A 12,549-nucleotide genomic window follows, 5' to 3' on the forward strand; every position below is an offset into this window, starting at 1 on the left:
GAGTAGGGAGTTGAAAAGAGTGGATACGATTGCTCGTGTCCGGCGCGCCTTCCATGTTCAAGGCTGGTCGGTAAAGAAGATCACCAGAGAGCTTCATGTTTCTCGTAATACGGTTCGCAAAATACTGCGATCTGATGCGACGGAGTTTTGTTACAAACGTGAACATCAGCCCTTTCCGAGGATGGAGCCTTGGAAAGGAGACGTTGAACGTTTTCTTGTTTCCAACGAAGGTAAGGCATCTCGTGAGCGGTTGACGCTTATCCGCATTTATGAAGAAGTTCGGTCGCTGGGCTATGAAGGCAGCTATGACACCGTCCGCCGCTATGCCAAATCCTGGTCTAAGAAGCGCGGATTAGTGGCGAGTGACGCCTACGTTCCGCTCTATTACGCGCCAGGCGAAGCTTATCAGTTCGATTGGAGCCATGAGATTATTCGGCTCAATGGTGTGACGACGACAATCAAGGTTGCGCACGTTCGATTGTGTCATAGCCGGATGATGTTTGCGCGGGCTTACATGCGCGAAAGCCAGGAAATGGTGTTCGATGCACATGATAAGGCTTTTGTGTTTTTCCGTGGCGCTTGTACGCGCGGTATATACGACAATATGAAAACGGCTGTTGATGCCATTTTTGTTGGGAAAGAGCGGCAGTATAATCGTCGGTTCCAGCAAATGTGCAGTCATTACCTTATTCAGCCTGTTGCCTGTACTCCGGCATCAGGTTGGGAGAAGGGACAGGTTGAGAACCAGGTTGGCTTGGTTCGAGAGCGCTTTTTTACACCGCGTTTACGGGTCAAAAGTTTGGAGGAACTCAATGTCTGGCTCCTCGATAAATGTATCGCTTATGCAAAAGCACACCGCCATCCTGAACAAACCCAGCGCATGATCTGGCAGGTATTTGAGGAAGAACGCAAAAGTCTTGTACCATATATTGGCCCCTTCGACGGCTTTCACTGTGTTCCAGCGTCGATATCAAAAACCTGCACCGTCCGTTTTGACAACAATAAATACTCGGTTCTTTCAACTGCAGTTGGTCGTCCTGTAGAAGTTCATGCCTATGCAGATCGGATCGTCATACGGCAGGATGGTGTGAAGGTCGCAGAGCATACGCGTAGCTTTCATCGAGGTGAAACGATCTACGACCCATGGCATTATGTGCCTGTTCTTGCTCGAAAACCTGGCGCTCTACGCAATGGCGCACCTTTCCGCGATTGGGTTTTGCCAGCCGCAATGGAGAAAATCCGCAAACGTTTGCAGAGCGCTCACGATGGTGATCGGCAGATGGTCACCATCCTCGCATGCGTACCTTCCGACGGATTGGCTAATGTCGATGCTGCATGTCAGGAAGCGCTTGATCATAACGTGTATTCTGCGGCAGTTATCATCAACATTCTCGCACGCAGTCGAGACCCGGCTCCAACTCCCACACTCCAACTCCCCGACGCACTTCGATTGATGCATGAACCAATCGCCGACTGTTCACGCTATGACAGTCTTAGGAGGGCAAGCTGATGGAACGCACGCAGGTACTTGAACTCATGGGAACGCTGAAGCTCTATGGTATGCGCAGCGCTTATGATGAGGTGATGGGGAATGGAATAAAACGGCAGCACGAACCGCCACGTATTGTGGGTGAGTTGTTGCAGTCGGAAATTGCAGAAAAGCAAGCACGTTCCATTCGATACCAGCTCAGCATAGCCAAATTACCTCTTGCTAAGGACATTGAGGACTTCGACTTTACCGGCACCCCAATCAACGAAGGTTTGGTTCGCGAGTTGGCCACAGGCATTTTTGTTAGCGATCAAAGAAATGTCGTTCTGGTTGGTGGCACGGGAACAGGAAAAAGCCATCTGGCTATTGCCATTGCGCGCGCACTCATTCGCAATGGCACACGTGGCCGTTTCTTCAATGTGGTTGATCTGGTCAATCGACTTGAAACTGAAACACGCAACGGGAAGCAAGGCAGGACCGCAGAATATCTCAACCGTCTCGACTTTGTTATTCTCGACGAGCTGGGGTACTTGCCATTCGCTCAGGCAGGCGGGCAGTTGCTGTTCCATCTTATAAGCAAGCTCTACGAGCGAACCTCGATTATCGTTACGACCAATCTGGCGTTCGGCGAGTGGCCGACCGTCTTTGGCGATGCAAAAATGACAACTGCACTTTTAGATCGCCTGACGCACCATTGCGAAATCGTAGAGACAGGCAACGATTCATGGCGCTTTAAAAACCGCTCTCAAAGCTAAAGCCGAAACAGCTAATCACCCGCACTTGGCCTACCCTTTGCAACCCCGGCCAGCGTCGGGCAGGCCAAGTGCTAATCCGTAATCGGGGGGTCAATATTGGACAAGTAAAGGGGGTGAATATTCCGTTCCGATTGACAGCCCACCTTTCGGACAATGATAAGGTCGAGCGGCGCTTTCAGCGCATTGGCGATCTCGACCGCAACAGGAACGCCTCCGCGCGGCAGCGCCAGTACAACTGGATCGACAAGCTTAAGCTTGGCAAGCTCACCGGCCAGTTTTCGCCCTGCTTCGTTGCGGTCCCGGAACATGATTTCAATCTGCTGGCCACAATTCGCGCAGAGACTTTTTCATGGAGTTCCGGACTTGGACGATCTCCCCATGCGAAATATGCCGGTCCAGCAGCCGAAAAACGGCCGCAACCGCACGGTCTGGATCGTTCAGGAGATCGTCGGAAAAGGCTTCCTGCACACGCTCCATGAAATCAGCTTTCTTGCGCTCCCACACGGGCGTTTCGAGCGGCTTCCAGCCCTCGAAATAGACACCGCGGACAAGGACGGGGAGCTGGGACGAAAGATCAACCATCTCTTCCTGTGGAAGCCAGTCGCGCAACGTCTGCGGAACGCATCGCAACAAACGATAGGCTCGGCGTTCATCCCAATTCAGTTGATCGGCAAGCTCCTTAACCCATTGCTGTGCCTGCTGTGCAGCCTGCGTGAAATTAACGATTGATGTAGCGCCCATTTGGCATCTCCTCTTTTTGCGAACATGGACCATGGCAGCGGCGCGTCGGCGGATCGCATCGCTGCCATGGAAACGAAATCACTCTCCCTTAACCGCGATCTTCTTTTCCGCCCTCTTTGCCTCGACGGTCTTGGGCAACTTCACCGTGAGAAGGCCCTTGGCGAAATATGCGTCGATCTTGTCATTATCGACACCGTCGGGAAGCAGGAAACTGCGCTGGAATGAACCGTATCGGCGCTCGGACAGATGGTAGTCTTTCTGCTTGTCCTCCTTTCTCTCGCTCTTTTCGCCCTTGATCGTCAGCGTGTGGTTGGACAACTTGATCTCGACGTTCTTTTCGTCGAGGCCAGGAAGTTCCGCCGTGATCTCATAAGCATCATCCTTTTCAACGAGGTCTATCGCAGGAGCTATCTGCCATTCGGCGCGGGAGATGCGCGGCACCTCGAAACCCAGAACCTTTGACGGCAGGCGCCAGTCGAACGGCCGAAAATCGTCAAAAAGCCGATCGATCTCGCGGCGCAGGTTTTCGAAGGGCATCCGCTCTCCGGTCGTTGCGGGGGCAGCGGATTTGGTAATAGGTAGTTTGGTGGCAGCTTCGGCCATAGCTGATCTCCTTGGAGTTGAACAAATGTTCGCAGGAACCGCTGCCTACGCCCCTTCAACCTTGGGGTCTCTCCGGAGGCACTAGAGCAAGAGGACAGTGGAACCGCCTGTCGGATATCTTCGCCGATCCGGGTCCATCACTTGGCCGGTCGCGCCTGAAAACGCTTCGTTCGCCTGGCTTCACCCGATCCAGTTCAATCCAACAAAGGCCTCAGCAAACCCCGTTTGGCGCCCTCTTTCCTTGACGCGGATCAAAAACTGGCAAAAAAGACGAGCCGCATCTGCACTTTGGCTCCAAGATGCTCGTCCTCGGAACCGGCACACGCTAGCTCGCCAAGTCGCTTGCATCATAATTATCCCGCCCAGGCCACTTAAGGGCGGCATTGTGCTGACAGCGGATTGCAAGCCTCTGATTTATGGCAAGTGAGGCTTTGAAAACACTTCTTTTAAATGCAAGGGACAAGAGTTGACGAAAGCTGAAGATCCATACCACCGACGATCGGTCAGGTGGCACTCAGAGAAACGTGGTTCGCTCAATCAAGCCGAAAGCCGTAAGCACCCGAAATGAAGAACCTTTCCGTGATCAACGGATTTTTGAGGAAGGGGCTCTGTTTGTCCCTGCCCTGGATCGGGAGGCCTGCAACGTAGGAGGTAGCTTTAAAACTGTCCGCCATATGGTGGATAAATGCTTTCCTGCTGTTTGACCGGGGTCAATGCCCTCCCCTGCGACAATGCTAAACTTTAAAAAAGCGCGGACGATATAAAAAATATCAGTGCGATCAGTTTGCAGGATGTCAGATGCATGCGGTGCTGGCAGCCCCTAACGTTGGAGAGAGGTTCTTGGGTATTTCAAACCAAACTGATGCAATCGCCTTTTTGACCGATATCGGCAAGCCTGGAGTTTCCGAGTCCGTCGAGATCATCGACACGCATATTTCCCGGATCATTCTTGCTGGCGACTGCGCCTTCAAGATCAAGCGCGCTGTCAAGTTACCCTATGTCGACTTCTCGACGCCAAAATTGCGGCTCGCGGCGTGCCTGAAGGAAGTCGAATTCAACTCCATCACGGCGCCGGGGCTTTATGTCGGTGTCAGGCGCATTGTGCGCAATATGCAAGGTCGGCTTACGCTGGATGGAGACGGAGAACTGGTCGAAGCAGTGATCGAGATGAAACGCTTCGACCAGTCTCTTCTGCTTGATCGCATGGCCGCGGTCGGAAAGTTGACGCCCGAACTGATGACTCAGACTGCGCGCATGATCGCCCGTTTTCACTCCCAAGCCCCGGCTGTGCATAGCGGCAGCGGCTCCGAAAATCTCGCGAGCGTACTCGACATCAACAAGGCTGGCTTTGCCACCAGCCATTGCTTCCGCGAAGAGGAAGTTACTATTCTAGACGGCGTGTTCCGAGAGACGCTTTCGCAGCACGCCGATGTTATGAACCAACGTGAGGTGGGCGGCAAGGTGCGACGCTGCCACGGCGACCTGCACCTGCGCAACATCTGCTTGCTCGACGGCCAGCCCTGCCTGTTCGATTGCATAGAATTCAACGACCAGATCGCGACGGTGGACGTGCTCTACGATCTGGCCTTTCTGCTTATGGACCTGCGTCACCGTGGTTTCCCGGAACTCGCAAATCTGGTGATGAACCGGTATCTAGATGAGACGGACAACGAGGACGGTTTCGCCCTCCTGCCTTTCCTTATGGCCATAAGGGCCGCAGTGCGCGCCCATGTCACCGGCACGCAAATCTTGAAAAGCGGCGATCTGTCGGGTTGCCTGCGCGCCGAAGCCCGTGCCTATTTCGACCTTGCCATGGAATTGCTCGAGAAGCGCCCTCCCCGCCTCATCGCCATTGGCGGGCTGAGCGGTTCGGGCAAGACCACGATCGCCGAGGCGCTCGCCGCCCATATCGGAGCGCCGCCGGGAGCCCGCATCGTGGAGAGTGACCGCATCCGCAAGGCACTGCACGGAGTACCGCCGGAAACGCGCCTGCCGGAGGAGGCGTATCGGCCGGAAGTCTCCGACCGAGTATATGGTGAGATGGTATGGCGTGCAGAGCTCATCCTCGCCGGGGGTGGAACCGTCCTCGCGGATGCCGTCTTCGATAGACCGGCGGATCGCACTCGTATCGAAAAAGTTGCGATGGAACAGCATGTGCCATTCATCGGCATTTGGCTGGATGTCTCTCCCGACGTGCTGTGGCGCCGCGTCGACCAACGGCGCGGTGGCCCGTCTGACGCAACGGTCGACATCCTCTCTCGACAGCTGAAAAGGAACGCAGGTGAGATTACCTGGCGCCGCTTCGATGCCGACCGAAGCCCCGCCGATATCCTATCCGGCATCCTGGCCGCGCCGATCAACTGACATTAATCGGCATCGGGTCGTGTTTACGGCACAACAACCACTGTGCAGGGAGCCATGCTCACCAGCTTCTGCGAAACGCCGACAAGCAAAAGGCCCGCTAGTCTGCCACGTCCCCTCCGCCCCACAACGATGGCATCAACATTATCGCGAAAGGCCATTTCGAGGATCACCTCCGCCGGATCGCCCCAGACCGTCCGCACTTCAACAGCGGTGGCTCCTGTTTTTGTCGCGATATCCCTTGCCTGACAAATCACCTGTGTGGCAAATCCCTCGACGGCATTGGTCAACGTCGCTAAGGGGCGCGCCATTCCATAATCAACAGCCCTATTTCAGAAAGCGCCCAAATGCCGCTAAGCATCCAAATTTCGAATTGACAGCACCAATATATCCATTATTCTGGATACATGGAAAATGAAGACGCAATTACGGCGCTGGCCGCCCTCGCCCAATCGACAAGGCTCGATACCTTCCGGCTGTTGGTGAAGCACGAACCAGCGGGAATCCCCGCCGGTGAACTGGCGCGTATTCTGGATGTACCGCAGAACACGATGTCTGCACATCTGGCAACATTGTCTCGTGCTGGGCTTGTGAACGGCGAACGTCAGAGCCGCTCGATCATCTATCGCGCTGATCTCGACCGATTTAGAGAACTGACCCTTTTCATGATCAAGGACTGCTGTGGCGGCAGTGCCGAGCTCTGCGCACCTCTTATAAAAAGCCTGACACCCTGTTGCGAACCGAAGACGGTCGCCCAGTAACACAAGGCCGCTGAATTCGGCCTTCCATAAACGGACTGATAAAATGACGGATCGGATCTACAACGTGCTCTTCTTGTGCACGGGCAATTCCGCACGCTCAATTTTGGGCGAGGCAATTCTCAACAAGGATGGCGAAGGACGTTTTCACGCCTATTCGGCTGGTAGTCAGCCAAAAGGCGACGTTCATCCTCTCGCAATCAAGGAACTGGATGCTCTTGGCTATTCCACGGAGAACCTGAGTTCAAAAAGCTGGGATGTGTTTTCAGGTACCGAAGCCCCTCAGATGGATTTCATTTTCACGGTCTGTGACAACGCTGCCGGAGAGGCCTGCCCTGTCTGGATTGGCCATCCTATGACAGCCCACTGGGGCATTGAGGACCCCGCCGCTGTTGAAGGAAATGAAGCAGAAAGACAGCGCGCCTTTGCACAAGCCGCCCGTTTTCTGAAGAACCGGGTATCAGTGTTCCTGAACCTTCCCCACGCCACGATAGACCGAATGGCGCTTCAAAATCATCTGAAAGAAATCGGCACCATGGAAGGTAGCACACAGACAAACGTGGAGAATAACTGATGTCCACATTCGAACGTTATCTGACTGTCTGGGTGGCTCTGTGCATTGTCGCAGGCGTAGCTCTGGGCCATTTCTTTCCGACAGTATTTCATGCAATCGGATCTGCTGAAGTCGCCAGGGTCAATATTCCAGTCGCCATTCTCATCTGGCTCATGATCATCCCCATGTTGCTGAAGATCGATTTCAGCGCATTGAGACAGGTCACTGAGCACTGGCGTGGCATCGGCGTCACGCTCTTTATCAACTGGGCCGTCAAACCATTCTCTATGGCGCTTCTCGGCTGGCTATTTATCGGCTGGTTGTTTCGCCCTTATCTGCCTGAAGACCAGATCGATTCCTACATCGCCGGGCTGATTATTCTGGCGGCCGCACCTTGCACAGCAATGGTGTTCGTCTGGTCCAACCTGACCAAGGGCGAACCGCATTTCACTCTGTCGCAGGTCGCACTGAACGATGCGATCATGGTTGTGGCATTTGCCCCTATCGTCGGGCTACTGCTCGGACTGTCGGCAATTACTGTCCCGTGGGACACGCTCGTTCTGTCGGTTGTCCTCTATATCGTCATTCCGGTGATTATCGCGCAAATCCTGCACAGAAGCATTCTCGCCAGCGGTGGAGAACGAGCTTTCGATGCAATACTGAAGACACTACAGCCGCTGTCCCTGATTGCGCTTTTGGCGACACTTGTTCTGCTATTCGGGTTTCAAGGAGAGCAGATCATCGCACAGCCCATGATCATCGCGATGCTAGCCGTCCCGATCCTCATCCAGGTCTATTTCAACTCTGGCCTCGCCTATCTGTTGAACCGAATTTCAGGAGAGCAACATTGCGTCGCCGGTCCCTCAGCTTTGATTGGCGCATCCAACTTCTTCGAGCTGGCAGTAGCAGCCGCAATCAGCCTTTTCGGCTTCTCATCTGGTGCGGCGCTCGCAACAGTGGTTGGCGTTCTTGTGGAAGTGCCGGTCATGCTCTCGGTCGTCTGGATCGTGAACCGCTCCAAGGGCTGGTACGAACGCGGTGCCAATCAAAAGCCAGTCACCGAAACAGGAAAACTCTGATGTCAGTTACGATCTATCACAATTCGAACTGTGGCACCTCTCGCAACACATTGGCCATGATCCGTGCCAGCGGCGAAGAGCCTGTCGTCATTGAGTATGTACAAAATACGCCATCGCGAGAACGACTTGTCGAATTGCTTCGAGCAATGCAGATGACGCCTCGCCAAATCCTTCGCGAGAAAGGCACGCCATATGCCGAACTGGGATTGTCCGATCCCAAATGGACCGTTGATGAACTGGTCGACTTCATGATGGCGCATCCTATCCTGACCAATCGTCCAATCGTGGAAACGTCACTTGGCACCAGACTGTGCCGTCCGTCAGAACTGGTTCTCGATATTCTGGAAAACCCGGTGTCGTCATTCACCAAAGAGGACGGAGAAGTCATAAACTATGAAAGAAAGTCGCGCTGACATGGACCTGCCGAACCTCGATCAGAATTCCTTCGCATTGCCCGACCTGGATGCATTACGCGCCGACTTTTCAAAGCATAAGCCTCGCATCCTTTTGCTCTATGGCTCACTTCGTGATCGTTCCTATAGTCGGTTTCTGACGCTGGAAGCGCAGCGCCTTCTCGATGCGATGGGTGCTGAAACGCGTGTCTTTCATGCCAATGGTCTTCCCTTGCCGGACGACGGTTCAGCAGAGCATCCGAAGGTTCAGGAATTGCGTGAGGCAATGCTTTGGTCTGAAGGGCAAGTCTGGACCAGTCCAGAACGTCATGGAGCCATGAGCGCCGTCATGAAATCGCAGATCGACTGGATTCCATTGCCGGGTGGAGCAATTCGTCCGACGCAGGGCAGAACTCTGGCATTGATGCAGGTTTCAGGCGGATCGCAGAGCTTCAACGCCGTCAATCAGATGCGCATTCTGGGGCGCTGGATGCGAATGATCACCATTCCAAACCAGTCATCCGTCGCAAAGGCTTGGCAGGAATTCGACGACGCTGGACGGATGAAATCCTCATCCTTCTATGATCGCGTGGTGGACGTAATGGAAGAACTGATGAAGTTTACACTTTTGACGCGTGGCATCTCGGATCATCTCACAGACCGTTATAGCGAGCGTAAGGAAGAAGCGGCCAAACTCGAAAAGCGTGTTTCGTTGAAATCAATATGAGCGCTGAACGGCTCCCCATTGCGGCCATTGCCGGTCTCGGACTGACCCAGAATATCGGTTACGGCACTTTATATTATTCCTTCAGCATTCTCGCGCCGTCCATGGCGCGGGACTTCTCCGTTTCCAACGAATGGATTTTCGGAGCGCTGTCAGTTGCCCTGTTAGCAGGGGGCTTTCTGGCTCCCTGGTTAGGTAAATGGATTGATCTTTACGGCGCAGGTCGCATGATGACGATAGGCTCGATACTGGCCGCCGTCTCTCTCATACTGTGTTCGCTTTCTCCAAATGCTTTGGTGTTTGCGGGTGCGCTAACGATCATCGAAATCGCCGCAAACCTCGTCCAATATGGAGCAGCCTTTGCATTATTGGTGCAATTAGCGCCAAATGTTGCCCAGCGTAGCATCACCTATCTGACATTGATTGCAGGCTTTGCCTCGACAATTTTCTGGCCCATCACAACAACGCTTCAGCATTGGCTTACCTGGCAACAGACCTATTTGCTGTTCGCTTGCCTCCATTTGTTTCTCTGCGTGCCGGTACACCTTATGCTCGCGCGTTCTATTGCAAAGAGTGGTCGGAAGCGATCAACGAATGGAACAGTCACAACCGCCTGTTCAGGTGATCTGCCTGCCCATCAACGGCGCAGAGGTTTCGTACTGGTTCTCGTGGCATTCTCGACGCAGGCTCTCGTTGCAGCGGCCATTCTGGTCCATATGGTGCCGATGTTGGGCGCGCTCGGTCTTGCAGGTTCTGCAGCTTTTATTGGCGCGATATTCGGACCTTCTCAGGTAGCCAGCCGCCTGATCAACATGCTCGGTGGCAAAAACCTGGCTCCGATCAGTCTGGCAGTAATCTCTGCCTCATTGATGGGGTTAGCCCTCATTGTTCTGCTATTCGGTGCTCCATCCATTATTGCGACGATGATGTTTGCCTGTGTTTTTGGCTTCGGAAACGGTCTGTTCAGCATTGTCTCCGGAACGTTGCCGCTGTCTCTATTCGGCAGTGATGGCTACGGTGCCATGCAAGGCAAGATTATGTCAGCCAGATTAATCGTGTCCGCCACTGCACCGTTAGCGATGGCTTCCAGTATAACGAACTTTGGTGCGAGCTGCAGCCTCACTATTCTGGCTCTTACTGCCGCTTTAGGCGTTGCGATTCTCACAGGATTGAAGTTGCTTCGTTGATGTCAGCTTACAGGCAAACGTGGTTGGAACGAAACCACGGCAGTAAAGCGCATTTCGCCCAACCCGGAAGAATCAAGCTGATCGATACAATAAAAATCGAGGCCCAAGCCAAGCCGCAGACCGCCCATTTCAAACCATCGAGGGACTTTCTGCTGTGTCCGCACCGCCTGCTTCTGCCAGTTTTCCGGGCGTGCAATTCGTTCATCGCCGTGACATAGTCACTCTATATTATCGAAATTCGATAACGTTACTCGTACGAATGGATGCATTGGGACCATGTGGGCATATGGAACATCAAGACCTGCTGAATGGACTCATTCGCCTTCACGTTCTGCATCATGCGGCCGAAGGCGAGGTCTATGGACAATGGATGATCGAAGAATTGGCCAATCATGGATACAAGCTGAGTGCCGGGACACTCTATCCGATGCTGCGTTCGATGGAGAAGAAGGGCTATCTCATTTCCGAGAAGCAGCGCGCAGGCCGTTCCGTCCGGCACATCTATCGAGCGACGCCGCTCGGCCGGGAGGCGCTGGAGATGGCACGCGGCAAGGTCCGCGAGTTGATCGGGGAGATGCTAGAACATCGCTGAGTCCATTTACCTGCGTTCGCTCCATTGACAACGTTTTTATCGTCCGGAGATAGTGATGACCGCACGCGATAATTCAGCCGGTGCCGCGCAACCGGCTGCCGGATCGGCTCCTGAAGTCTTTCGAGTGTTTCTCAAACTCGGGCTGACATCCTTCGGTGGGCCAATCGCTCATCTTGGATATTTCCGCGATGAACTGGTGGTGCGCCGCAAGTGGATCGACGAGGAAGGTTATGCAGATCTAGTCGCACTCTGTCAGTTCTTACCCGGGCCAGCTTCGAGCCAGGTTGGATTCTCGCTCGGGGTCCTGCGCGGCAATGGGTTGCTCGGCGGTTTCGCCGCCTGGCTCGCTTTCACGATGCCGTCGGTCGCAATCCTGTTTGCCCTCGCTCTCAGCGCGGCAGCATTTACTGGAACTACTGCGGAAGGTGTGTTGCACGGCTTGAAGCTGGTCGCCGTCGCCGTGGTCGCGCAGGCGATCTGGGGCATGGCGAAGAGCCTCACTCCCGATCGGGAACGCGCCGGAATTGCTTTGGCCGGGATCGCAGTAGTGGTTTTCATTGGCGGCTCAATCGGCCAGATCGGTGCGATTGCGCTAGGCGCCATCGCCGGCCTCTGGCTCTGCCGCAACGAACTTTCCAAGACAACGGGTTATCTCCGCTTTCCGGTTTCGCGTCGCAACGGGGCGGTAGCTCTCTTTCTATTTGCTGCACTTTTCGTGATCCCGCCGTTGCTGGTCATGACGACCGGCCATCAGGCGGTGGCACTTTTTGACGCTTTTTACCGTTCCGGCGCTTTGGTGTTCGGAGGAGGACATGTCGTGCTCCCCTTGCTGCAAGCTCAGGTGGTGGCACCTGGTTGGGTCACGAACGAATCCTTTCTGGTCGGTTATGGCCTGGCGCAGGCCGTACCAGGACCGCTATTCACCTTTTCCGCCTATCTCGGCGCGGTCATGGGGCCGATGCCCAATGGTCTAGCGGGCGCTTCCATCGCGGTCGTTGCGATCTTCCTGCCGGGTCTTCTACTGGTCTACGGAATGCTCCCCTATTGGGATGCGTTGCGACTGCGACCGACCGCTCAGGCAGCCATGCGTGGCGCGAACGCCGCCGTCGTCGGCATCCTGGGCGCAGCCCTCTACGCCCCGGTTTGGACAAGCGCGGTTTTTTCACCGCGGGATTTCGCATTAGCGTTGGCCGGGTTTCTCCTACTCACTGTCTGGAAAGTCCAGCCGTGGATCGTCGTCGCGGTCTTGGCCGTCTGTGGGACGTTGGTTCATATAATCTGAAAATTTCCTGTCACGTAATGCTTAAAACACGGA

15 protein-coding genes are annotated in these 12,549 nt (G+C 54.5%); 11 read left to right on the forward strand and 4 right to left on the reverse strand.

The window, feature by feature from the left end; genetic code table 11:
- The first annotated feature begins 10 nt into the window (after positions 1-10).
- Both istA and istB read left to right on the forward strand, forming a co-directional pair.
- Positions 11-1,510: an IS21 family transposase gene (gene istA, locus LJ361_RS10160; protein ID WP_036589690.1), complete on the forward strand. Its 1,500-nt coding sequence runs from the start codon at positions 11-13 to the stop codon at positions 1,508-1,510.
- The gene (gene istB / locus LJ361_RS10165) at positions 1,510-2,244 is read left to right on the forward strand and encodes an IS21-like element helper ATPase IstB (RefSeq protein WP_036589688.1); all 735 of its coding nucleotides are present in this window, start codon (positions 1,510-1,512) and stop codon (positions 2,242-2,244) included. Before istA ends, istB begins: the two co-directional genes overlap by 1 nt.
- Before the next feature lie 71 nt (positions 2,245-2,315).
- Here istB and LJ361_RS10170 read toward each other — a convergent pair whose 3' ends face one another.
- From LJ361_RS10170 to LJ361_RS10180, 3 genes are all read right to left on the reverse strand, one after another.
- A complete protein-coding gene (locus tag LJ361_RS10170) occupies positions 2,316-2,552 on the reverse strand; it encodes a hypothetical protein (protein WP_413775049.1) in 237 nt (78 codons plus the stop codon).
- A 4-nt stretch (positions 2,553-2,556) separates the two neighbouring features.
- Positions 2,557-2,985 (reverse strand): DUF2267 domain-containing protein, encoded by a 429-nt coding sequence (locus LJ361_RS10175; protein WP_264813459.1) that lies wholly within the window; start codon positions 2,983-2,985, stop codon positions 2,557-2,559.
- Positions 2,986-3,063: 78 nt separating this feature from the next.
- Positions 3,064-3,588: an Hsp20/alpha crystallin family protein gene (locus LJ361_RS10180; RefSeq protein WP_151576625.1), complete on the reverse strand. Its 525-nt coding sequence runs from the start codon at positions 3,586-3,588 to the stop codon at positions 3,064-3,066.
- Between the two features lie 798 nt (positions 3,589-4,386).
- Between LJ361_RS10180 and LJ361_RS10185 the strand changes: the two genes are divergently transcribed.
- The gene (locus LJ361_RS10185; protein WP_264813460.1) at positions 4,387-5,952 is read left to right on the forward strand and encodes an AAA family ATPase; all 1,566 of its coding nucleotides are present in this window, start codon (positions 4,387-4,389) and stop codon (positions 5,950-5,952) included.
- A gap of 23 nt (positions 5,953-5,975) precedes the next feature.
- On the opposite strand, the gene LJ361_RS10190 is transcribed toward LJ361_RS10185, so the two are convergent.
- Positions 5,976-6,260: a universal stress protein gene (locus LJ361_RS10190; protein ID WP_209418695.1), complete on the reverse strand. Its 285-nt coding sequence runs from the start codon at positions 6,258-6,260 to the stop codon at positions 5,976-5,978.
- A 96-nt stretch (positions 6,261-6,356) separates the two neighbouring features.
- Between LJ361_RS10190 and LJ361_RS10195 the strand changes: the two genes are divergently transcribed.
- The 8 genes from LJ361_RS10195 to chrA all read left to right on the forward strand — a co-directional run bounded on the left by LJ361_RS10195 (position 6,357) and on the right by chrA (position 12,516).
- Positions 6,357-6,710: an ArsR/SmtB family transcription factor gene (locus tag LJ361_RS10195; RefSeq protein WP_094515235.1), complete on the forward strand. Its 354-nt coding sequence runs from the start codon at positions 6,357-6,359 to the stop codon at positions 6,708-6,710.
- A gap of 43 nt (positions 6,711-6,753) precedes the next feature.
- Entirely contained in the window at positions 6,754-7,281 is a 528-nt protein-coding gene (locus LJ361_RS10200; RefSeq protein WP_010660309.1) for an arsenate reductase ArsC, read from the forward strand.
- A complete protein-coding gene (gene arsB, locus LJ361_RS10205) occupies positions 7,281-8,339 on the forward strand; it encodes an ACR3 family arsenite efflux transporter (RefSeq protein ID WP_264813462.1) in 1,059 nt (352 codons plus the stop codon). The genes LJ361_RS10200 and arsB overlap by 1 nt, the downstream gene beginning before the upstream one ends.
- Positions 8,339-8,752: an arsenate reductase (glutaredoxin) gene (gene arsC, locus LJ361_RS10210; protein WP_209418696.1), complete on the forward strand. Its 414-nt coding sequence runs from the start codon at positions 8,339-8,341 to the stop codon at positions 8,750-8,752. The genes arsB and arsC overlap by 1 nt, the downstream gene beginning before the upstream one ends.
- Positions 8,733-9,458, forward strand: coding sequence for an arsenical resistance protein ArsH (arsH, locus tag LJ361_RS10215; RefSeq protein ID WP_209418697.1), 726 nt, complete (start codon positions 8,733-8,735; stop codon positions 9,456-9,458). The genes arsC and arsH overlap by 20 nt, the downstream gene beginning before the upstream one ends.
- Entirely contained in the window at positions 9,455-10,642 is a 1,188-nt protein-coding gene (arsK, locus tag LJ361_RS10220; RefSeq protein WP_209418698.1) for an arsenite efflux MFS transporter ArsK, read from the forward strand. The genes arsH and arsK overlap by 4 nt, the downstream gene beginning before the upstream one ends.
- 286 nt (positions 10,643-10,928) lie before the next feature.
- Positions 10,929-11,234, forward strand: a complete 306-nt coding sequence (locus LJ361_RS10225; RefSeq protein ID WP_010660314.1) for a PadR family transcriptional regulator — start codon at positions 10,929-10,931, stop codon at positions 11,232-11,234.
- Positions 11,235-11,289: 55 nt separating this feature from the next.
- Positions 11,290-12,516 carry a chromate efflux transporter gene (chrA, locus tag LJ361_RS10230; protein ID WP_151614533.1) on the forward strand — a complete coding sequence of 409 codons (1,227 nt, stop codon included), beginning with the start codon at positions 11,290-11,292 and terminating at the stop codon, positions 12,514-12,516.
- Positions 12,517-12,549 lie beyond the last annotated feature (33 nt).

Origin of the sequence: Brucella sp. JSBI001 (genome assembly GCF_026014005.1) — a bacterium.
Classification (GTDB): Bacteria; Pseudomonadota; Alphaproteobacteria; order Rhizobiales; family Rhizobiaceae; genus Brucella; species Brucella anthropi.